Below are 22,554 nucleotides of genomic sequence, written 5' to 3'. Positions count from 1 at the left end.
AACTACTTCAACTATTGTTTTTTAGGTAATACAAAAATTCCTTGTACTACAACATCTTGTTTACCTAAACGATTATCTAATCTTAATGATACATCAGTCGCGTTGTCTGGTACTACAACGTCTTCAACGCTATATACTCCATCTTGTGTTTGAGTTATCGCCTTAATCGTTTTGCCATATTCTCCATTACTGCTATGGAATGCATATTCAAATTTAGTATTAGCATTATTAGAATTAGACAATACTTTAATACTAAATTGTTTTCCTGGTGCTAATTTATCTTGTGCTTTTAAATTATAGAAGAAATAACCGCCTGGTTTTAAAGTTAATGAACCGTCTGCGTTTAACGAGTTTAATGGGTCAGTTTTAAGCGTTTGGAAACTTAAGAAGTATGGGTCGCTATTTGTAGCAGCATAATCCTTAATGTTTTCTTTATTGCCAGGAATTACCAATAGATTTTGACCATTAGGATTACTATGATCAGATGAAATCACTTTAAATCCACTTACTTGAACTGCGTCAACTCCATTTCTATTATCTAGACGCAACACAATTTTCTTCGCGCCTTGAGGTATAGTATAATCAGTTAACTCATAAACGTTTTCCTTAACTTTCCTTATTGTCGCTAGATTGCCAATATAAGTATTATTAGCATCTTGAGCCCCTAATTCAAATTTGGCTCTAGGATCTACTTTACTAGTAACTACTTTAACATTGACTTTTTTACCTGCTGCAAGTTCATTCTCAGCTTTTAGCGTGTAGAAGAAGTATCCTTTTGGATTTATAGTTAATGAACTATCGGCATTTAGTGAGTTAACTGGATTAGTATTTAATGCTTGGAAGCCTAAGTAATAACCATCTTCAACTTGTTGCGCATACTGGCCAATATGTTGTCCCTGACTAGGTACAGCAACTAAGTTATGCTTTAATGCACCCTTAACAAGTTTGTGCGTAACCTCTGTTAACTTATCGATAGCCTCTTCAAGTTCAGTTGTATTTTTTGGTGAAGTATTGATACTATTAACTTGTTCTTTAAAACCTTTAATATCATTACTATCATCGAAAACTTGTGTTAAGGCATCAATGTGACTTAACGCTTTAGTTTTTAACTGCGTCAATGTCTTAGTGTTAATATCATTAGCTTGGCTGTCGAAATTAATTTTACTAAATCCAATATTAGCTCCAAAAATAGTTTCTACATTGTTACCATCGCTAATATTATAGCCCCAAATTTTATCCGTATCTTTGTTTAAGACTATATCTTTTTTAAACGTTACATGGAAATTAATACTTCCACCCACTGATTTTTTACCACCAGAGAATTTTTCATCTTCTCTAAACCAATAGAACCCTTTTTCGTCTCTAGCTAAAACTTCTTCATAATCTTGACCATTCCAACGATAAGTAACTGTAACTTTAGCAATTTTATTATTTATAGCTTCATTAGTTCTTAATCCTCTTTGTTCAAAGCGGTTCAACCAAAGTTTGTATTTACCATTTTCATATTCATTAATATCTACACTATCTCTTTTGATTTCGATATTTGCTACTTGGTAGCCATCTTTTTCAGTAATATTCAATAGTTTAAAGTGATTTTCTAGTTCTTTAACTACTTTATCCTTAGCAAGCTCTTTGTAATAATTAGTATTATTACGATTTTGAACTAAATCTTGTAAATTAGTTAGTAATTTATTTAGATACGTAATATTTTCTTGAGAATTAGGTAATCTACCTAAAGTCGCTTGATCAGATAGCGCGTTATAATTTTTCCAGATATCTGGGAAGTCAGTCACACGAGACGCATTTCTTAAGAACAACTCTAATTCAGGCTGTGAAAGATGTTGCTTTTGATTATTAATATAATCAAATACTTCTTTATATTTTGTATGTTGATCCACTGTTTTTTGTTCTATATTGACAGGTTTTACTTCCTTAAGAGCAGTATCTACACGCTTATTGATCGTTTCTAAAGTTAATTTCGCGCGATGCTTTTCAGCGGCATCTTCTAAATCACTCGTAGCTTTTGTCACTAATTTTGCGTAATAATCTTTGTTATCAAGATTATTACTGCTTGAGTTACCACTTGGTTTATTTATTTTATTGTTTACTTGCTCTTTTAATTTATTGATTTCCTTATCATCCGCGGAATTATTTTGCGTTACACTATTCTGTGATTTCTGTGTATTACTTCCGACTGCACTGTTAGTTTGAGCGTTTCCAGATGATTGAACAGGCGCTTTGACTACATTAGGTTGTCCATTTTTATTTGTTGCTTGCTTATTAGGTTGCGTTGTTGAATTACCGCCTGCACTATTTTTATTAACATCCTGATTACTTCCAGTATTTAAACTTTGTACTGTTTGTTCTTGATTAGTAGTAACCTGTTCAGTATTAGTTGCCCCTTGTGCTTTAGGTTGAGCTGTTTCATTTTGTTGGACATTATTTTTTACTTCTGCTTCAGCAGCCTGTGCTTCATTATTGCTATAAACAAAGGCACTCCCAACTAATATAGAGGCGATGCCTACACTAAATTTACGAATCGAATATTTATTACGTTTTCTAGCTGTATCTTCTTTGAAGAATTCCAATTTAATAACCTACCTTACTATTATATTCTACAAATTAATATATATTATCTTTTTTAATAATAATTCGTCCGAATTTAATTATATGTATAGTTATTGATTTAAAGAAGATAACAAGGCCATATGGTAAATTTATAACTACATAGTTGTAAAAATTAGGACAAATTCATCCATATTTTAATCTAATTAGTTAACTCATATTCACATGAAAAAGGTATTAAAAGTTTGAAAAATTGAAGAATAATAAAGAATTTAGAGGGAAAGTAACATTTATTGCTAATTTAAAATAGTTCTATACAAAACTTCAAATTGGTAAATATTTATCCATATAAAAGTAAATAAAATGATGTTACACTACATAATTTTCGAAGAATGAAGAATATCAAAGTATCTTAAACTAAAGAATTCTATAAATCTTTTACAATCAATATTTAAAGGACTTTCTCGAAATATATTTAACATCAAAAAAGCCCACCTATTTATTTAGGTGGGCTTTCATATTCATATAAATCCAAAGCTTTATTAAAATTAAAATTTTTTAATTTATGTTCTACTCTTTTAATGTGTCTAATGACAGAAGCATTAATATCTTTTTTTATTGTAAGTTGTACTAATAATTATATCTACATTGCTTTTTATAGAATTTAAAAACATCCACTAGCTAATGAGTGTTAGTATAACCCTAATATTTTAGCACCTAAGCCTATAACTCCTAAAATCAAACTTCCAGTTGCAATAGCAGTACCAATTATCCACATTATGATTCGAAACTTAGCATTATTAACATGTTTTTCTATTTTATCTTCAAAAGTAATAGGTAACCTATCTATTTTAGAATTAAGACTTTTAAAATTATCTTCAATTCTTTTTTCAAATTGATCAAATTCTTTTCTTTCTATAAATTCACTCATATTACCCACCTCTTTTTATCATAAAATTTTGATGGTATTTCAAAGCCACTTGTCTGTGTTAATTAACTTAAATTTACTTGTTTAATCTTTGTTATGAATTGTAATATATTTTTACTGTCGTTTATCTTTATCACCTAAAACATTTACATGATAATAATTGGTTTGCATTCTTTTCTATATTAAGATCGATTAAGCAAACAACGCAGCAGAATGAAGTTTGACTTAGAATATTATTTACATTAACTTCTGCAAATGGTGCATCTATTACTATTTGCAGCTAGTGTTTGAAGTTGAATATAATAAATCTTCTATCTATAGAATACTTTACAACAAGTTAACTAGTATATTAAATATTCCAAAGTAGTAAAGATATAGCGTTGATTAGTAAAATATGCATTAGCTTATACTTATTTCAAATAAAAGCTATCCGTATATAATATGTATTCAAATGTTGAACATAGATTTAACTCTTTAGACAATAAAAATAATTAAAAACATATCATGGATTGAATCTCAATTTGCTGGTAGACATTCTCCACAGCAATTAATTTAAGAATTTTATATTCTAAGTGAAAAGCTAAAAATTAAACTGTAATTGAGTAAAAAAATCTGAATAAAGTCTTATCTAAGTCTACTATATACACTGCTTTTATTTACTTCATAATGATATTTCAATATATTACATTTCAAAACGATTAGGATATTGCAATATATTACATTTCAAAACGATTAGGATATTGCAATATAAAAACGATTAGGATATTGCAATATAAAAACGATTAGGATATTGCAATATAAAAACGACGATGGCTGTATACTCTTACTTGTTATATGAAACTGCTGAAAAAGAGAAAGATAAGGCCATGACTGCATTAGAAGCAATGCCAACATCATTGGCGTAATGAGATAAAAAATGTGAGGACGTTGGCGTTAAATTGGCATAGAATTTCATAAACGGTGCTTAACGAAGAACCTCGATATATAAGAAACCCCCGTTATATCAACGTTCTGTTAAACGATGAATAACGAGGAATATCGAAATTACGGAGAGTGAGGGATTCGAACCCTCGAGACGCTTGTGGCGCCTACACACTTTCCAGGCGTGCTCCTTCGGCCAACTCGGACAACTCTCCATATAAGAATATAAAAAAACAGAAGCGATTTTTCACTTCTGTTTGTATGACCCCGACGGGACTCGAACCCGTGTTACCGCCGTGAAAGGGCGGTGTCTTAACCGCTTGACCACGGGGCCATGGCTCCACAGGTAGGACTCGAACCTACGACCGATCGGTTAACAGCCGATAGCTCTACCACTGAGCTACTGTGGAATAATATTAGATGGAGCGGGTGATGGGAATCGAACCCACAACATCAGCTTGGAAGGCTGAGGTTTTGCCATTAAACTACACCCGCTAGTTAACGATTATGGGGCGGTTGATGGGAATCGAACCCACGAATGTCGGAACCACAATCCGATGCGTTAACCACTTCGCCACAACCGCCAAAGTTAAAAGTAATGGTTCAGGACAGAGTCGAACTGCCGACACATGGAGCTTCAATCCATTGCTCTACCAACTGAGCTACTGAACCATAATGGCGGTCTCGACGGGAATCGAACCCGCGATCTCCTGCGTGACAGGCAGGCGTGTTAACCGCTACACTACGAGACCAAAAATATGTAATTGCGGGAGGCGGATTTGAACCACCGACCTTCGGGTTATGAGCCCGACGAGCTACCGAACTGCTCCATCCCGCGGTAATAATATTAAATTCTTTACGATTGGCTTACCAAATTATCTTACCATGTTTATCACTATCAAGTCAAGAACTATTTGTTAACAAAAACGTTTAATTTCAACTTGTTACTTGCAAAACGCGACTGTTTTTTAAGCCTTTTTAAGTATATTAATTTTCTGTACTATAGTCAATAACTTCCCTGAACTTTTTAGTGTAAAAAAGGATTATAACAATAATATTTTAATTTTAGTGATGAATTTATATTAATTTTAATCCAAAAACCCCCATATAACGCTCAAACATCCCCTCACTTCATTCCCATTTTTGAAATTCAAGAGCCCCCTCCCTTTATTTAGCCATTATTTTTTGAATGTTTTCTTGTAACGTAATAAATGTTGAGAACCCATCTTCATCTATAAAATGACCACCGTAAGACGTAACTTTACATTTACCATTCAAAATATCCATTAGGCGTTGTGTTTCTTTATATGAAATATATTTATCGTCTTTTGCGCATAAACCATAAAATTGTTGTGCTTTGTTTTTAATATTTTCATAGTCAAACTTCTCATTATTTACAGATAAATTGTCATCAATAGCTGTTGCATCTTCTTTAAAACCAGAAATAATAAATACACCTTCTATAGGATCTATTTCTTGTAACTCTAAATATTTAAGTGCAGCCAATGTGCCATAACCATGAGTAATAAAATATGTATCATTTTTACTTATGCTAACTTGTTCGTCCATTGCTTTTACCCAAGCTTTTAATGGCTTAGAATAGGCATCTGCCATATCAAACAATGTAACGTTATAACCTTCCAATTGTAAATTATTACGTAACCAGTCATACCAATGATTCGTTGCATCCCCTAGTTTTGAATGTACAATAACGATATCTGTCATATCTTTCACCTCATTTATATTAAAAAGTTGAAGTTGCATACATACCTTATGGCATATATGCACACCTCAACTATATTTTTTATAATTCAACTAACATACTTTCAACAGATTCTTGAGCTTGAGCAACACAGTCTGGTAAGCCAACCGCTTCAAACGGCGCACCAGTAATACGTAATCTCGGATATGTTGTAGCAATGTGCTCTTGTATCTCTTTAATTTTATTTATATGACCAACATGATATTGTGGCATACTATGAGGTAATCTATTTACGATACTAAAATCTGGATCACCGTAAAACTTCATCATCTTACTCAAATCATTTCTAACAATGTTAACGATTTCGGAATCAGTGTGCTCTTCGACTACCGTATCTCCGGGTTTACCTACGTAAGCACGTATTAGCACTTTACCCTCAGGCGTTGTAAATGGCCACTTCTTACTTGTCCAAGTACATGCGGTAATATTAGTATTACTTGTACGTGCAATAACAAATCCTGTACCTTCATACGTGTTTTCAATATTCTGTTCATCAAATGCCATTACGACAGTGGCTACTGTTGTAGATTGCATCGTTTTAAAATAATCTAACGCTGGATCTTCCTTAAACCAGTTCATGAATACTTCATGTGGTGTAGCAATTATAATGCCATCATATGTTTTACTGTCGTCTCCAATAATCAATTTATAATTTTGTTGGGACACGATAACATCATCTATAGCTGTATTATATTTAATCTTAACGCCTTTATTTTCTACATATTCTGTCAGATATTCGATAAAAGAACTTAGACCATGTCGAAATTGTTTAAATTGCCCTTTTGGAGAGCCTGGGTATAATTGACGCTGCTTCATACGTTGTTCTTTTTCATGTTTCATGCCTTTAATTAAACTGCCAAATTGTTCTTCACGCTTTTTGAATTCTGGGAAGGTACTCATTAAACTTAAGTCATCAATGTTAGTTCCATAGATACCACCCATTAATGGCTCTATTAAATTTTCTAAGACTTCATCACCGAGTCTGTCTCTAAAAAAAGCACCTACCGAAATATCTTCATTCATTTTTGTCGGTTTTTTAATTAAATCTAAACCTGCTCTTAACTTACCTTTTAACGAAATAAGTTTTGTAGAAATAAATGGTTTAATGTCTGTAGGAATGCCCATAATAGAGCCACCCGGGATTGGATAAAGTTTATTTTTAGCATAAATATAAGATTGCCCTGTTTGATTGGTTATCAAGTCATCTTTTAACCCTATTTCTTCTGCTACATCAGTCATAATTTTTTTACGGCCTAAATAAGATTCTGGACCTAATTCAATTGTATAGCCATCTTTTCTATATGTTTGAATTTTTCCTCCAGCTCTATCTGTAGCTTCGTAAATAGTTACATCAATATTAGGATTTTGCTTTTTTATAAAATATGCGCTTGATAAACCGGTAATACCCGCTCCAATTATTGCAACACTTTTAGCCACTAAAAATCACGCTACCTCTTAAAATAATTTTTTAATTTCATCAACGATGGCACCAATAAACAATGGATCAGTATCTGGCATTGCTGGTCGATAATAATTAGCACCAATTTCGTCACAGACTACTTTACATTCGTAATCATTATCATATAAAACTTCTAAATGTTCACATACAAAGCCAACTGGCGTATAAATAAAGTTTTTATATCCATGTTCTTTATATAATTCACGTGTTAGATCTTGAACATCTGGTCCTAACCATGGTGTGCCCGTATTACCTTCTGATTGCCAACCTTCTGCGACGTGTTTAATATTTGAACGTGAAGATAATAATTTTGCTGTTTCGTGTAATTCATTAGGATAAGGGTCATTTGATTTTTCAATCATACCTTTTGGCAAACTATGTGCAGATACTACTAAAACTGTATCGTCATGTTCATCTTCTGGAATTTCATTTAACGTTTCATTAACTTTTTGTGTCCAATATTGAAGGAATTTTTCTTGATGATAATAATGTTCTACGTGCGTTAATTTAATACCATATTTATCCGCTTCTTCTTTTGCTCTTTTATTATACGAACCTACAGAGAAATTAGAAAAATGTGGCGCTAAAACGACGGTTACAGCTTCTTCTATACCATCATCATGCATTTGTTTAACGCCCTCTTCTATATAAGGCGTAATGTGTTTTAGTCCAAGATATAGTTTGAATTCTACGTCTTCATAAGTTTCATTTAACGCATCTCGTAGAGCTTCCGCTTGTTTATCAGTCATACCAGCTAAAGGAGATAGTCCCCCGATAAATTCATATCTATCTTTTAAATCTTGTAATTCAGCATCTGTTGGTCTTTTACCACGTCTAATATCTGTATAATAATCTTCAATGTCGCTCTCTTTATATGGAGTACCATAAGCCATAACCAATAGTCCTACTGTTTTTACCATGCTTTATCATCCTTTGTATTAAACTTAAAAAATTCGTTCACCATTACTCATTAATTAGATTATACCCTTTATCGACGGGTATAATTGTGTACAAATTCTGTCACTTTTCTTAGTGTTTCAGGTTTTACTTCAGGAAAAACACCATGACCTAAGTTAAATATGTGTTGCCCGTAATTCATTCCTTGATCTAAAATATCTTTTAATCTACTTTCTATGACATCCCATGGTGCAAGTAATAAAGATGGATCTAAATTACCTTGCAACGTTTTTGTGATATTTAAGTCACTTGCTTCTTTAATAGATAATCTCCAGTCTAGCCCTAAGACGTCTATTGGTAAGCTATTCCATTGATTAACTAAATGACTAGCGCCAACACCAAATAAAATAACAGGTACGTCATATTGTGCCTTAATTCCAGAAATTAATTTAGTCATCGCAGGTTTTATATAATATTCATAGTCTTGTACATTTAGTGCACCCACCCATGAGTCAAACACTTGAATTAATTCAGCACCTGCTTCGATTTGAGCTACTACATATGAAATTGATATATTAACCAAATGATCCATTAAAGCGAACCATGTTTGTTCATCACTATACATCATAGCTTTTGTGAAATTATAATTTTTTGAAGGTCCACCTTCAATCATATAACTAGCTAATGTAAATGGTGCACCAGTAAAACCAATTAATGGTACGTTTAATTTTTCAGTCGTTAATAATTTAATCGTATCTAATACATATGGTACGTCTCTTTTTGGATCTATATCGTTTAATTTTTCAACATCACTAAGTGACTTAATAGGATTATGAATTACTGGACCTATACCAGATTGAATTTCCACATCTACACCGATTGGTTGTAGTGGTGTCATAATGTCTTTATACAATACTGCAGCGTCAGTATTATAATTATCGACAGGTAAATGCGTAACGTATGCACATAACTCAGGTTGATGTGTTATCTCAAATAAAGAATATTTTTCTTTTAGTTTTCTATACTCGGGTTGCGACCTTCCTGCCTGACGCATAAACCATACCGGTGTGTGGTCAACATGTTGACCTTTTATCATATTAAGTATTGTATTATTTTTATTATGCACCGTTAAATCCTCCTACATTATAATCATTCTTATTTATAATATCATATTGCACGGCTCGCCGTATTTTTTTCTGCTTAAATGTCATAAAAATGCCATACTGTTTAAATTGTAAAAATACAATTGTTTTGGCTATTGTTTTCTTTTTTAAATCTATTATAATATTGACAAAGCATAATTTTTAAAATAATTAAATAAGTGTATTGTGTATATACCTTTTTTGTTATAATCTTTAACACATGCTTATTAACTAAGGGGGATAAAGAAATTATGAAATTGTATGCTTCATATGGTACTTTTGGTTACTTAAATCAAATTAGAATTAACAACCCAGACCATGATTTATTACAGTTTTCAACTTCTGATTCATCAGTAATAATAGAAGAAACTGATGATACTACAGTTTTAAAAGAACCTATTGTTTATGATGTTATAGAATCAGAAGGCGAATTAAATAAAGATAATTTTTATGCAGTTCTATTCATTCCAACTACTGACGATCATGCATATCAATTAGAAAAAACAATATTAGGTATATCAGCAGATTTCTCACAATTTGCTGGATTTAAGTCTTATCGCTTCTTAAAACCTGTTGAAGGCTTAACTTATAAAATTTATTTTGGTTTCAGTTCACGAAGTACTTACGAAACTTTTAAAAATTCCACTCTATTTAACAATCACTTTGACAAACTATCATTAAGTCAATTTTTCGGTTCTAGTGGTCAATTTTCAACTTACTTCGAACGTTTCTTATATCCAATTGATGACAATTAAAGACAATGAAAAGTGGTTATTCATGATTACGGCGTCACACGCTTAAATCAGAATAACCACTTTTTTAGTCTCTAAGTAATGTTTCTTGATATTTTAATTTCTTAATAACGCTATTTATCGTTAGCCATCCAACGATAAAGAATAAAATAGCAAAATAAAACTGTGTTGGCTGTATGATAATGTAGACAATACTAAATATTATGCCTAACACTAACATCAATCGATATAAAAATTGTTCATACCCTTTTATAACTTTACTGTCTGGTACTGGCCATACTTGAGGCCATAAACCATATGCTTGTTGTGTATAAAACTGCGCCATCTGTAAAATAATAATATACATAAATAACGCGCCAATAATTGCCGAAATAAACATTTGATTTAACCAAATCATCAATATTAAAGCGATAACTATTAATCTAATGATTATATTAAATGCATCTTTTCCTCTCATAAAGCTTCTATAAAATAAAAATAAATACATATAGTTTTCATTAAAATGCTTATGCTTTGGAATACGTAACAATGGGTCTAAATAACTTCTTCTTACTGCAGTTTCTTTTAAATGCTTAACATCTGTAAACATATTCACAAATTTATAATAGTTCATTCGATGTTGCGCCTCGGAAGCAATCATTTTCTCCCATGGATAAAGCTCTTTTTTATTACAATAACGAATAATATAAATAAGCGCGATTAAAATAATGATTGTCGTTATCGCGGTAAAACTTTTCACTTCTAATACTAAATAATAACCAGTAAGAAAAATTATAAATAGTAATAAATGAATAGACCAACTCTCAAGTTTATATTTGTACCATTCCCACTTTAATATCAATCCAATAAATGGATACACCAATGTCAAAATAGCAAACATTATATAAAACATATATGTTTGATGGTTCAACACATAAAATAATGGAAAGAAAATAATTACCATTAATATTTGAATAGGCAAGCGTAAAAAGTAGCTATACTTTAAACTGCGTTTCATATATTCCGTCATATGCTTTTCAAAAGGTAATAAAAACAGTCTATCAGCATCTTTTAGTAATGTTCTGATTGGAAATAACGATGTAAGTGCTAAAATGACACCTACGATCAACGGAAAGTTTAAATTTGTTGGTATAGACTTTAGAAACTGACCGTAACCCAATATGAACGCTCCGAGTAATATAAGTAAAAATATACCGAAGTGACCGTTGAATACAAATTTATTATAATACTGTTTCTCTTTTGCAATTTCTAGTTTTCTAGATTTGAAGAGCGCTTGTGCTGACTGATTCATGATTGTTCCCCACCTTGAGTTACATGAATATATATTTCATCTAATGTTTTGTCATGTAATCCTGTTTGTTTTCTCAAGGTATCTAAATCACCCACTGCTACAATTTTACCTTTATCTAAAATAATAAAACGATCGCAATATTTTTCTGCAGTAGCTAAAATATGTGTGCTCATTAATACCGTTCTATCTTCATTTTTCTTTTCTACCATTAAATCAAGCATCGATTGAATCCCTAATGGATCTAAACCTAAAAACGGTTCATCTATAATGTATAAATCCGGGTTAACAATGAATGCACATATAATCATTACTTTTTGCTTCATACCTTTAGAGAAATGGCTCGGAAAAATATTTAATTCGTCTTCTAAACGAAAAGTTTTTAGTAATGGGCGCGCACGATCCATTGCTGTTTCTTTACTTATATTATATGCCATAGCGGTCATATAAATATGTTCTTCTAGTGTTAATTCATCATATATGACAGGTGATTCTGGTATATAAGATAACTTACGTCTATATTGTTCTACATCTTCATTAATATTGATACCAGAAATAGTTAATTTTCCATCCATTGGAGTTAATAAACCCAGCATGTGTTTGATTGTCGTACTTTTACCAGCACCATTTAATCCTATTAAGCCGACTATTTCACCTGCTTGTAATTCAAAATTGATATCATTAATTATTGGTTTTTTACCATAACCACCTGTTAAATTTTCAACTTTTACTGTCATTTGGCACCTCCATGCACTATATTGTATCAAAAATCACGTCTTAGTGATAAACATATAGATGATATATGACGTAGTTTACTATAGAATGCTATAATAGTTCATAAGATGAATATAAGGAGTGTAGATTTTATGACTGAAACAATTTTTAGCAAAATCATTACAGGAGAAATACCAAGTTTCAAAGTATATGAAGATGACTATGTTTATGCTTTTTTAGATATTTCACAAGTGACAAAAGGTCATACTTTACTCATACCAAAAAAAGCGTCTCCTAATATTTTTGAAACTGATGCTGAAACAATGCAACATATCGGCGTAGCATTACCGAAGGTTGCTAATGCGATCAAAAAGGCCTTTAATCCAGACGGTTTAAATATCATTCAAAATAACGGAGAATTTGCAGACCAATCTGTATTCCATCTCCATTTCCACTTCTTACCTCGTTATGAAAATGATACTGATGGTTTTGGTTATAAATGGGAAACACATGAAGAATCAATCAATGATGAGCTAAAAGCTCAAATTGCAAAAGAAATAGCTGCTCAATTTGACTAATTATGCTTACTTCTTATAATTTAAGGGTAAGGAAAAATATTAATAATTGAGATATTAGAAATGAGGAGAATATATATGAAAGCAACTCAAGTTTTATTAGGACTAGGCGCTGGTGTAGCTACTGGTGTTGGCGTTGTACTAATGAATAGAGAAAAGCAAAACCATCAAAAACTTGCTGGCAATGCTGGTCAACCTACTGGTGCAGAATCTGAACTTAATCGTGAAGTAAATACTATTAAACAAAATGTTAATGATATTATTAACTATGTATCTCAAATTAAATCTGAAAGTACAGAATTTGGTAGCTCAATTGGCGACGAAGTTAAAGAACTAATTGGCAACTTTCAATCTGATATCAATCCGAATATTGAACGTTTACAATCTCACATTGAGAACTTACAAAATCGCGGCGAAGAAATCAGTCACGCATTTGATAAAGAAGAAAAGTAATAACCTTTTTATAAATAGAGTCGAAGTCATTGCTTAATAAGATAATAGCTATCCTAAAGTCTTATTATGCCACTGTTTCTCGACTCTATTTTTTTGTATTAAAATTAGCTTGACGCACTGTTTAAATAGGTAGATAATACGGAAGTATATTGAATCAGTAAATGAATGCAAGGAGATAATGACGTATGTATTTATGTTCACGACAAATTGATATTAACGCGCGTTTTGGGCTACCTAGGATTGCATTCTTAAGTTTCGTAACGACAATTATTACTTTTCTAGTCAGTTTCGAAATTATGCGTTATTTCTCAGATACTAAATTAACTGATCGTTATTTTTTAATATTTTTAATCATCGTTTTAATTTTATATCCAATTCATAAAGCGATACATTTAATCTTTTTATCGCCCTATTATAAATCTTTTAAAAAATATAAATTATTAAGACATAAGCGCGTACCTTTTTATAACACTTATGTTAATACGCCGGTTAATAAGTATTATTTCTGTATCGACTTAATTATGCCATTCATTGTAATTACTACAACTTGTGCATATCTAACATCGTTATTCCCGCAATTCGGCCATTATCTTATGTTTGTATTAGCACTGAATGTTGGATACTCAGTTATGGATTTTCTATATTTAAAAATTATTATTTTTTCTAATGAAGGTTCTTATATTGAAGAGCATCAAACTGGTATTAATGTCTTAAATTGGGTAGATGCTCGCCAAACTCTAAAAGATAGAATTTAAAATTAATCATAATTACAATCAAACTAAAGATGTTATGCCACTCAATTTTTAATGAGTTGTATAATATCTTTAGTTTTTATTTATGAAAATTTGGCTTATCCCCTAATACTATAGTCCTATATCTTGCCTTTATAATTGGTCATAGCGCTATATTATGTTATATTTACGTTGTTATTATTACAAAAGGAGTTTCCAACTATGAAATCATTTAAAAAGATCTTAATTCCTGTTGCTGCTAGTACAATCTTACTTGGCGCATGCGGCAATAATGCTACAGATTCAAAAGAAAACACTCTTATTTCATCTAAAGCTGGTGACGTTAAAGTATCTGACGTTATGGATAAATTAGGAGACGAACAAATTGCTAACAGTTCATTCCAAATTTTACTTAACAAATTATTAGCTGATAAATATAAAGATAAAGTAAATGCTCAAGATATCGATAAAGATATTAGTAAAGAAGAAAAACAATATGGTGGCAAAGACCAATTCGAGAGCATGCTTAAACAACAAAACATGACACTAGATGACTATAAAGAACAGAAAAAATTACAAGCATACCAAAAACAACTTCTTGCTGATAAAGTAAACCTTTCTGATAAAGAGATAAAAGAAGATACTAAAAAAGGTTCTCATATCTTAATAAAAGTTAAAGAAAATAAAGATGATAAACAAGGTTTATCTGACAAAGATGCGAAGAAAAAAGCTGAAGATATTCAAAAACAAGTAGAAAAAGACCCAGATAAATTCAGTGAAATTGCGAAAAAAGAATCTCAAGATAAAGCATCAGCTAAAAAAGGCGGAAGTTTAGGCTACGTTATCAAAGGCCAAATGGACAGCAAGTTTGAAAAAGCATTATTCAAACTTAAAGAAGGCCATGTTTCTAAAATTGTAAAAACTGATTATGGTTACCATATTATTAAAGCAGATAAAGAATCTGACTTCGATAAAGAAAAAGGTAAACTTAAATCAAAATTAATTCAAGAAAAAGTACAAAAAGATCCTAAATTACTTACAGATGCATATAAATCATTACTTAAAGAGTACAAAGTTGATTATAAAGACAGAGATATTAAAAAAGCAATTGAAGGTTCAATTTTAGATCCACAAAAAATTAAACAACAACAACAGCAGCAACAGCAACAACAATCAGCAGGCGCTACTTCAGGCGGAAACGCAACAATGTCTACTGGACAATAATATCAATAATTCAAATAAGGCTACTTACTTTCTATATAAAAGTAAGTAGCCTTATTATTATAAAAAAATAGAGCATAACATGACGCTATGCCCTACTACCTTGCATTTTAAATTTTAGTCTAACGACGTTGGTTTATAGAATTGACGACCTTCTAAACCAAAAATACGTTCTGTAAATTGACCTTTTTCGGTCTTTTTATATGCTTTATCAAACATATTCATTTTTGCATCGATATTATCTATGAAAAATAATATTTCTGCTTCTTTTAAATGAGGTAATTTTGGTGAACCGAATTCCATTTTACCATGATGAGCTAAGATCATATGTCTTAATAACATCACTTCTTCGCCTTCTATTTTAAGCTCTCTCGCAGCTTCTGCAACTTCCTCGCTTGCAATAGAAATGTGACCTAATAAATTTCCTTCTACAGTATAAGTCGTTGCTACAGGTCCACTCAATTCTTTAACTTTACCTAAATCATGTAAAATAATAGCACTATATAATAAACTGCGATTTAGCGTAGGATAAATATCGCAAATAGATTTAGCAACTTTTAACATTGTTAACACGTGATAGCTTAAACCACTTGCAAAGTTATGATGATGTGAACTCGCTGCTGGAAATGTGAAAAATGACTCTTGATATTTACGAATTAAATGTCTTGTAATACGTTGTAAACTCGCATTTTCAATGTCTAACATGTAATGAGAGATTTCTTCTTGAATTTCGTCTGGTGTTAAAGGTGCCCCATCAACAAAGTCTTGCGTTTTAACATTATCTTCTTCCGTAGCTAATTTAAATTTATTAATTTTCATTTGCTTACGTCCACGATAGTTAATAACGTCACCAGTAACATGCACTATTTTTTCTGGTTGTAATAATTTCATATCTTCTTTAGTGACTGTCCACAATTTCGCTTCTATGTCGCCACTTTTATCTTGCAAGTATAATGTCATGTAATCTTTACCTTGCGCTGTTACACCTTGTGTTGCTTTGTGAATAAGGAAGAAATGATCGACTGAATCTCCTGGATTTAATTTTTCTACATTTCGCATTATTTACCGCCTTCCTCTAGTTTATTTAATGTAACGATTTGTTTAGATGGTACGCTTGAATCTTTAACGCAAGTAAAGTATAAAATTTGATAACTTTGCGGTATTTTACGTAAGTAATCCATCATGCGCTCTTTACGTTTCTTATCAAAGTGCACAAATGCATCATCAATGATAATTGGGAATGGATAATATGGTTTTAATGTCATGATTAAACTGAATCGTAACGCAATATAAAGTAATTCTCGCGTTGATTGACTGAGTTCAACTGGTAAATACATTTGATCATTTTGGTGTTTCACCATTAAATCATCATTAGCATATGTGACTTGTACATAACTACCATTCGTTAAATGATTAAAAATGCTTGTTGCTTCATTAATAACTTGTGGTAATCTTTTATCTTTAATTTGTTGAATATGCTCATCTACTAGAGTTTGTAAATAACTTAAACTAGCCCAGTCTTTCGCGGCATTATTCAATTTATTTTTTAGAATATGGTATCTATGTCTTAAATTAGCTAAAGTGCTATCTGTTTCCATATGTGAAATTTTTGAATTAAGATCACTTACTTCTGATTGCATAGTTAAATACTGATCATTGTAATCATCAACTTGCTTAGAAAGTACTTCGTCTTCTTGTGCTAATTGAGCTGTCGTTTTTTGACTTAATCTTGAATTATCTTCATAACTATAGTTTTGGTTTTCTAGATATTTCGTTAAATCATTAAAACGATTTAATTGTTGATGATAAATTTTGTGATGCTCATGTTGTCTATAGTATGCTTCTTCATCAGCAACATTCACAAATGCAAATAGTTCAGAAATAACATTTTGATTTTCTTCTAAACGATGTTTTAATTGTTTAATTTCATTTGAAATCAAATTAATTTGATCATTGTTTCTGTTATATTTTTCTACATTTGTTCTAGCACTGCTTAACCATTGTCTAATGTCATGGAAGAAAGATAATGTATTGAATTGTACTAATTGATCTTTCGTAACTTCTTGCCCATGATTATAAAACGTTTCTAGTTCTTGTTTTAATTGCTGTTGTTGTTGTTTTAATTCTTCAACATGGTTATCATACTCTTTAATCTTATTCATAGTATTTATACTATCAATGATTAATTCATCTGAAATTTTATCTGATAAATATAAATTAGCTTTAACGTTATCAATATTTTGTTGAGCGTTATCAAATGATTGTCTAGCTTGATCAATACTATTTTTTAAATAGTATTCTTTTTTCTCGAGTGCTTCTTTATTTTTAACAGCATTATGCCATTGTTCTCTAATTCTGAATTGGTCATCTAAATCAAAGTCTAAGTCGTAGTTATTTTCTAAATGATTAATTTGGTATTCTAAATCTTCTATTTCTTTCGTAAATGTTTCAGTATGGCCAATCGTTCTCTGTTTCACAAAGAAAATGCCTACGACGAACACAACGGCTAAAATGGCAAATATCACACCAAATATTATGTTAGCAGATACAAATGAGAAGATAGTTAATCCTACACTTATTAATGCTAAGACGATTAAACTTACTCTTAACATATTTTGTTTTCGTTGATTTTCTTGTTGTTCGACTTCAAATGCGTCTCTCATCTTTTGGAAAAGATTATTTTTCTCTTGTAATTCAAATACCTGTTGGCTATGTTGTTTTTTCTTTTCAAACGTTTCGTCAGGTACAATATCAGCTTCTAATGCGTTTAATTCAGAGTTGTTCGTTTCAGTATCAATTTTATTTTCTTCTAAACTACGTTCTAATTGTTGTAAATAAGCAGATTGTTCTTGTTTTATTTTAATTTGATCATTTACATGGCTTTTCATTGCTTCTGTGCTATCTACATCATGATAAACATCTTGCCAACCTATATTAGATTTCAAGCCAATTTTTTCGCGTTCCTTGTCTTGAATCTCTTTTTCAATGGATTTTAATTCCATTTCTTTTTGTTTTATTTCATTTTCTTGTTGATATAAGCTGTTAATCGCATCGATGTCAGATTGTTTAGCTACAGCAATATTTTCGGTCTCTTGCTCTAGTTGCGTTAATTTTTCTTCTCTTAAACCAATGTCTCTTTTTAGATTTTGAGTTTGAATTTTAGCAGCTTCATATCGATCAATACCTTGTTCAGGAAATTGAACCGGTTCTATATTCAGTGATGACTCTAAATATTTCCATTCTTGTGTTTGCTCATGCAATGCTACTTCTTTTTGCTTTTGGCTATGCAGCCTTGATAATTGCGCCAAATTTTGTTTCAAATTATCCAAACGACGTGATGCTTTATCTTTATCATCGACATATCTTTTATATTCAGTTAGCTTCGATTCTTCATCACGAATTTGTTGTTCTAAATCATTTAACTGTTCAATTTGTTGATTTATTAAAGGGTTACGCCCGTTCTTTTTGTATATTTCATCTTTTTTCTGATTCAACGATTCTCTCATACTTGTAAATTCAGTTGAACCAAGTGCTCCTGCTTGTAATAAATAGTCTTGAAGTTGTGTTTCATTCATATTACGGTGAATATCTTGTAGGCCTAAAACATTAAATGAAAAGATACCTTGATATGTACGTTTCGAAATATAATTTAATTGATTTTTCAACCATTCTTCATCTCTGATTGCACCGTTTGGCAAGTAAACTTTTACATCACCAGTAGCACTACCCTTGATTCTTTCAACTTCCACTTCTGAACCATCAGATTGAATTAAAGTTAATTTCCCACCATATTGATTACCTAACCTAGGTTCTAAACGTGGTTCATTTTCTTTTTTAGTTGGGAAACCAAATAAAATAGAATGTATAAATGCTTGAATTGTTGATTTTCCTGATTCATTTTCACCATAAATTTCTGTAAATGTATCATTAAAATCAATCTTACTTTCTATAAACTTACCATAGCCATATATTTCTAATGATTTTATTTTCAACTTATTCACCTCTCATATCGGTCTTTAAAAGATTCTCTGCATGTTCCACTAAAGACCTTCTATCGAATTCAGTATAATTGTCTAGATATTTTGAAGCTTTAGGGCTTAAATATAAATCTGACATGGCTTTTTCAAATACTGTATTATCGTCAATTAATTCTGTTGAAAATTCATTAACTAATGGATGTTTTTCTTCGTAATTGTAATTAACTTTAAAATCTTCAACAAACACAAAATTGTGTTCATTTCTTTCATAATCAGTAATCATCTCTTTAACTTGAACAAGATCTTGTGTTGGTATCGGTGTATCCGAATTAACATTTAGCATTAATCGATATATTGACTTACCTTGATTTCTAACAGAATCTTTAAATGATTGAATGGCTTCATATAGACCTTGTTTTGAAGTTTTATCAATATCAATAGTAGCTTCTTCAAATCTAATAAATTGAGTTGGAATAAATTTAGAATCTAATTTAACATTATCCCCTTCTACTAAAAGGAAACCTTTTTCACCAAGTTCTTTAAAATGTCTGCCTTGAATATTTCCTGGATATTGAATTTGAGGCATGTCACTTAGCTCTTGGCGTTCATGAATATGTCCTAATGCCCAATATTGATATAATTTACTATTTAAATCTTCTAATATAAATTCAGTGTATCTATCGCTTGTATTAGTTTTACTATAAGTACCATGTAAAATACCAATGTGAATACCTTTTTGACCTTGACTCGTAGGATATGCATCAATTTTATTTTCATAACTTGCATCATTTTGATAACTAAATCCATGTAAAAAAACTTCTTCACCATTTTTAGTAATAGTTTGGTATGTTTCTACATTTTCTGAAAAAACAGAGACATTGCCTGGCCATTCAGTGCCAATATTACTTGATAACGGATCGTGATTGCCGTGACATATGTAAACAAAAATTTGTTCTTTTTCTAATCTTTCAAATTGTTCTTTTAAAAAAACTTCTGCTCTTAAAGTTCTATTTTCGTTATCAAATAAATCTCCGGCAATAACTATAAAATCTACCGTTTCGTTTAAAGCATAATCGACAATCTTTCTAAAACTCTCATAAGCACTGTTCTGCATATCTTCAAATATTGACTGGCTTAAGTAACTTCTTGATTTAAATGGGCTATCTAAATGTAAGTCAGCACAATGAATAAATTTAACCATATATTATAGTTCTCCTTTGTTCAAAGAGTGTATTTAAAGGTAACGTGTCAACAATGATATGTCGTTTACTTATGCTCACAATTTGTTTTATCACGTACTTTTATCTCTATATTTTATCACATTATTTTCATATCAGTCGACACACAAAAAGCTACAATACACAAAAGTGCATTGTAGCTTTGAATTAAATATAATTTAACGCTTAGTCAGCGTAAATTTCATCTAAAGGTTTAACGATGATTTGGTTGATTTCTTGGAAAATTTGGCTCATATTTTGTTCAGCTGACATTAATTCAGAAATGTTTGAGTCATTTTCGATTTGTTGAGCTTGTTCTTGTGCTTTTTGTAGCTCTTCTTCACCGATTTCTTCACCTTGCATTTGTTTTTGTTGGAAACTTAATTGAGTTTCACGGAATTCATCGAATAATTTTTTAGATTCTTCGTTTTCTTTTACTTTAGCGTAAGCATTTTGGATTGCTTGATATTCATCACTTTCTCTTAATGCTTGTTCTAATTGATTTGCATGATCGTATAAATTTACTGCCATTGATCTTCACTCCTTTTATATATATGTGTTTTAACCACATCGGTAATAACAATAACATACTTTATGACGTTATACAAAAATAGCAATCACACCTTGTAATGCGCCTATAATACCACCTAAAATAAAGCCTAATAACATTATTAATTTCAATTCTTTATTGGCAATATCGATAATTAATCTTTCAATATAATCTAAGTCGAATGTATTAATTTGTTGTTCAACCATACCACTTAAATTTATTTTTTGCATGATTGGTGTAATGTGACGACAGATATTATCTATAATAACGTTCGTCAATTTAACTGACACGCTATCTTCTAAATAATTGATGAAGTCAGGCATGAGTTGATGAATCGGTGTATTTACTTGTTTATCGATATTAAGGTAATTCACTATTAACGTCGCCACTGACTGTTGCATTCCTGCAAATTTTTCATCATCAAGTACTTCATTCAAGTGCTGCTGTTTTAAGTTTTGATACTCATTATTTATGATTTTACTAGCAATTGCATTTGCTTTCGGATGGCTCGTTAATCTAATTAACTCACTTTGAATACGGTCAACGATACTTTCTTTAGACATAAACATTTGTAGCATACCTACAATTTTTCCTTTTTCATTAAAGAAAGTCTCTAACATCGATGATATATCTTGTGTACCCTTTTCTGAATTTAAATAAATATATGCGCGTTCAAATAATAGTTCGTGTAGATGAGCGACTTTGTCATCGAGTAGTTGTTCTACTTCGGTAGGTAGTAAATCTGTTAATTTTTCATTGCAATTAGATTGATAATATTGACTAAGTTTAGTAGATATTAAATCTGTAGCTTTATCATTAATTAATTGAGTATCTTTAATATCTAATTTTGTTAAAATATCTTGAATTGTTATATTATCGTTTTTTAATTTTTGAATTTGCTCTTTGAGCAACTCTTCGATAGCTGCCCTAGATGTAGGTGCATTCAATTTAGCATAAATAACTTCTTCAGTTAATAAGTGATCTTCTATCACTTGCCCTATTTTCGAAGCGATTTCTTCTCTACGTTTAGGTATTAAACCTGGCGTAAATGGCACTCTTTTTCCAAAAATATAATATGTTTTGAACGGGTGGAATAACATTTTTACAGCTATAATATTTGTTACACCACCGATGAGTGCCCCAATGACAATCATAAATAAAATGATTAATAGTGCATGCATAAGTAATCTCCTTTATATTTTCTTTCATATTGCATTTAGTCCTAATAGTTGTATCACACTTTCTAAGTATTAAAAAACGTTACCACTTCATTTACAAGTTGTGGTAACGTCATTTTTACTAAATCATATTAAAGGTAATTTAGTCATATAAGATGGACTGTGATTAAATTATTTAACATGGGTTTTCGCAATATTTAATAATTCTTCTATCACAATTTTAG

General features: G+C 30.9%; 18 protein-coding genes and 8 tRNA genes. 5 read left to right on the top strand and 21 right to left on the bottom strand.

Going from position 1 to position 22,554, the window contains the following annotated elements; all coding sequences use genetic code 11:
• Positions 1–11 precede the first annotated feature (11 nt).
• From C7J89_RS13515 to hemE, 14 genes are all read right to left on the bottom strand, one after another.
• Positions 12–2,588, bottom strand: coding sequence for a YSIRK-type signal peptide-containing protein (locus tag C7J89_RS13515; protein WP_159031772.1), 2,577 nt, complete (start codon positions 2,586–2,588; stop codon positions 12–14).
• Positions 2,589–3,256: 668 nt separating this feature from the next.
• Complete coding sequence (locus C7J89_RS06845; RefSeq protein WP_061854342.1) at positions 3,257–3,496, bottom strand: hypothetical protein; 240 nt, start codon at positions 3,494–3,496, stop codon at positions 3,257–3,259.
• 1,044 nt (positions 3,497–4,540) lie between these two features.
• A tRNA-Ser gene (locus C7J89_RS06840) sits at positions 4,541–4,629 on the bottom strand.
• Between the two features lie 47 nt (positions 4,630–4,676).
• Positions 4,677–4,748 (bottom strand) — tRNA-Glu (locus C7J89_RS06835).
• Position 4,749: 1 nt separating this feature from the next.
• Positions 4,750–4,824 (bottom strand) — tRNA-Asn (locus tag C7J89_RS06830).
• Between the two features lie 11 nt (positions 4,825–4,835).
• Positions 4,836–4,909, bottom strand: a tRNA-Gly gene (locus C7J89_RS06825).
• A gap of 13 nt (positions 4,910–4,922) precedes the next feature.
• Positions 4,923–4,998, bottom strand: a tRNA-His gene (locus C7J89_RS06820).
• A 15-nt stretch (positions 4,999–5,013) separates the two neighbouring features.
• Positions 5,014–5,086, bottom strand: a tRNA-Phe gene (locus tag C7J89_RS06815).
• Positions 5,087–5,090: 4 nt separating this feature from the next.
• A tRNA-Asp gene (locus tag C7J89_RS06810) sits at positions 5,091–5,166 on the bottom strand.
• Between the two features lie 12 nt (positions 5,167–5,178).
• A tRNA-Met gene (locus C7J89_RS06805) sits at positions 5,179–5,252 on the bottom strand.
• Positions 5,253–5,581: 329 nt separating this feature from the next.
• Positions 5,582–6,139, bottom strand: a complete 558-nt coding sequence (locus C7J89_RS06800) for an RBBP9/YdeN family alpha/beta hydrolase (protein ID WP_103295449.1) — start codon at positions 6,137–6,139, stop codon at positions 5,582–5,584.
• 79 nt (positions 6,140–6,218) lie between these two features.
• Entirely contained in the window at positions 6,219–7,613 is a 1,395-nt protein-coding gene (gene hemY, locus C7J89_RS06795; RefSeq protein WP_103295448.1) for a protoporphyrinogen oxidase, read from the bottom strand.
• A gap of 18 nt (positions 7,614–7,631) precedes the next feature.
• Positions 7,632–8,555: a ferrochelatase gene (gene hemH / locus C7J89_RS06790; RefSeq protein WP_103295447.1), complete on the bottom strand. Its 924-nt coding sequence runs from the start codon at positions 8,553–8,555 to the stop codon at positions 7,632–7,634.
• 68 nt (positions 8,556–8,623) lie between these two features.
• Positions 8,624–9,658 carry a uroporphyrinogen decarboxylase gene (gene hemE, locus C7J89_RS06785; protein WP_103295446.1) on the bottom strand — a complete coding sequence of 345 codons (1,035 nt, stop codon included), beginning with the start codon at positions 9,656–9,658 and terminating at the stop codon, positions 8,624–8,626.
• 267 nt (positions 9,659–9,925) lie between these two features.
• Here hemE and C7J89_RS06780 point away from each other — a divergent pair, with 267 nt between their 5' ends.
• On the top strand, positions 9,926–10,429 hold the full coding sequence (locus tag C7J89_RS06780) for a hypothetical protein (protein WP_061854337.1): 504 nt from the start codon (positions 9,926–9,928) through the stop codon (positions 10,427–10,429).
• Positions 10,430–10,493: 64 nt separating this feature from the next.
• On the opposite strand, the gene ecsB is transcribed toward C7J89_RS06780, so the two are convergent.
• Entirely contained in the window at positions 10,494–11,717 is a 1,224-nt protein-coding gene (ecsB, locus tag C7J89_RS06775) for an ABC transporter permease EcsB (RefSeq protein WP_103295445.1), read from the bottom strand.
• Complete coding sequence (ecsA, locus tag C7J89_RS06770) at positions 11,714–12,451, bottom strand: ABC transporter ATP-binding protein EcsA (RefSeq protein WP_103295444.1); 738 nt, start codon at positions 12,449–12,451, stop codon at positions 11,714–11,716. The genes ecsB and ecsA overlap by 4 nt, the downstream gene beginning before the upstream one ends.
• A gap of 129 nt (positions 12,452–12,580) precedes the next feature.
• Between ecsA and C7J89_RS06765 the strand changes: the two genes are divergently transcribed.
• From C7J89_RS06765 to prsA, 4 genes are all read left to right on the top strand, one after another.
• Positions 12,581–13,006: an HIT family protein gene (locus tag C7J89_RS06765; protein ID WP_061854334.1), complete on the top strand. Its 426-nt coding sequence runs from the start codon at positions 12,581–12,583 to the stop codon at positions 13,004–13,006.
• Between the two features lie 75 nt (positions 13,007–13,081).
• Positions 13,082–13,456, top strand: a complete 375-nt coding sequence (locus C7J89_RS06760; protein ID WP_061854333.1) for a YtxH domain-containing protein — start codon at positions 13,082–13,084, stop codon at positions 13,454–13,456.
• Positions 13,457–13,641: 185 nt separating this feature from the next.
• Positions 13,642–14,211, top strand: a complete 570-nt coding sequence (locus C7J89_RS06755; protein WP_103295443.1) for a DUF3267 domain-containing protein — start codon at positions 13,642–13,644, stop codon at positions 14,209–14,211.
• Between the two features lie 198 nt (positions 14,212–14,409).
• Positions 14,410–15,411, top strand: a complete 1,002-nt coding sequence (prsA, locus tag C7J89_RS06750) for a peptidylprolyl isomerase PrsA (protein WP_061854331.1) — start codon at positions 14,410–14,412, stop codon at positions 15,409–15,411.
• Between the two features lie 114 nt (positions 15,412–15,525).
• Here the strand turns inward: prsA and yhaM are convergent, their stop codons facing one another.
• From yhaM to C7J89_RS06725, 5 genes are all read right to left on the bottom strand, one after another.
• Entirely contained in the window at positions 15,526–16,467 is a 942-nt protein-coding gene (yhaM, locus tag C7J89_RS06745) for a 3'-5' exoribonuclease YhaM (protein ID WP_061854330.1), read from the bottom strand.
• Positions 16,467–19,400, bottom strand: a complete 2,934-nt coding sequence (locus C7J89_RS06740; RefSeq protein ID WP_103295442.1) for an ATP-binding protein — start codon at positions 19,398–19,400, stop codon at positions 16,467–16,469. The genes yhaM and C7J89_RS06740 overlap by 1 nt, the downstream gene beginning before the upstream one ends.
• Position 19,401: 1 nt before the next feature.
• Positions 19,402–20,586: a metallophosphoesterase family protein gene (locus C7J89_RS06735; protein ID WP_061854328.1), complete on the bottom strand. Its 1,185-nt coding sequence runs from the start codon at positions 20,584–20,586 to the stop codon at positions 19,402–19,404.
• 202 nt (positions 20,587–20,788) lie between these two features.
• The gene (locus tag C7J89_RS06730) at positions 20,789–21,133 is read right to left on the bottom strand and encodes a YlbF/YmcA family competence regulator (protein WP_048792920.1); all 345 of its coding nucleotides are present in this window, start codon (positions 21,131–21,133) and stop codon (positions 20,789–20,791) included.
• 69 nt (positions 21,134–21,202) lie between these two features.
• Positions 21,203–22,333, bottom strand: coding sequence for a DUF445 domain-containing protein (locus C7J89_RS06725; RefSeq protein WP_061854327.1), 1,131 nt, complete (start codon positions 22,331–22,333; stop codon positions 21,203–21,205).
• Positions 22,334–22,554: the final 221 nt, after the last annotated feature.

This window comes from Staphylococcus kloosii (genome assembly GCF_003019255.1).
In the GTDB taxonomy this organism is placed as follows: Bacteria; Bacillota; Bacilli; order Staphylococcales; family Staphylococcaceae; genus Staphylococcus; species Staphylococcus kloosii.
Note: the sequence above shows the minus strand (reverse complement) of the source record. Positions and strands in the feature narration are given on the sequence as shown.

What these genes read in the sequence shown, in the direction of transcription:
- C7J89_RS06730 (WP_048792920.1), bottom strand. Translation starts at nt 21,133, where the DNA reads ATGGCAGTAAATTTATACGATCATGCAAATCAATTAGAACAAGCATTA.
- hemH (WP_103295447.1), bottom strand. Translation starts at nt 8,555, where the DNA reads ATGGTAAAAACAGTAGGACTATTGGTTATGGCTTATGGTACTCCATAT.
- ecsA (WP_103295444.1), bottom strand. Translation starts at nt 12,451, where the DNA reads ATGACAGTAAAAGTTGAAAATTTAACAGGTGGTTATGGTAAAAAACCA.
- C7J89_RS06735 (WP_061854328.1), bottom strand. Translation starts at nt 20,586, where the DNA reads ATGGTTAAATTTATTCATTGTGCTGACTTACATTTAGATAGCCCATTT.
- ecsB (WP_103295445.1), bottom strand. Translation starts at nt 11,717, where the DNA reads ATGAATCAGTCAGCACAAGCGCTCTTCAAATCTAGAAAACTAGAAATT.
- C7J89_RS06760 (WP_061854333.1), top strand. Translation starts at nt 13,082, where the DNA reads ATGAAAGCAACTCAAGTTTTATTAGGACTAGGCGCTGGTGTAGCTACT.
- C7J89_RS06725 (WP_061854327.1), bottom strand. Translation starts at nt 22,333, where the DNA reads ATGCATGCACTATTAATCATTTTATTTATGATTGTCATTGGGGCACTC.
- yhaM (WP_061854330.1), bottom strand. Translation starts at nt 16,467, where the DNA reads ATGCGAAATGTAGAAAAATTAAATCCAGGAGATTCAGTCGATCATTTC.
- C7J89_RS06755 (WP_103295443.1), top strand. Translation starts at nt 13,642, where the DNA reads ATGTATTTATGTTCACGACAAATTGATATTAACGCGCGTTTTGGGCTA.
- C7J89_RS06845 (WP_061854342.1), bottom strand. Translation starts at nt 3,496, where the DNA reads ATGAGTGAATTTATAGAAAGAAAAGAATTTGATCAATTTGAAAAAAGA.
- C7J89_RS06780 (WP_061854337.1), top strand. Translation starts at nt 9,926, where the DNA reads ATGAAATTGTATGCTTCATATGGTACTTTTGGTTACTTAAATCAAATT.
- C7J89_RS06765 (WP_061854334.1), top strand. Translation starts at nt 12,581, where the DNA reads ATGACTGAAACAATTTTTAGCAAAATCATTACAGGAGAAATACCAAGT.
- C7J89_RS06800 (WP_103295449.1), bottom strand. Translation starts at nt 6,139, where the DNA reads ATGACAGATATCGTTATTGTACATTCAAAACTAGGGGATGCAACGAAT.
- prsA (WP_061854331.1), top strand. Translation starts at nt 14,410, where the DNA reads ATGAAATCATTTAAAAAGATCTTAATTCCTGTTGCTGCTAGTACAATC.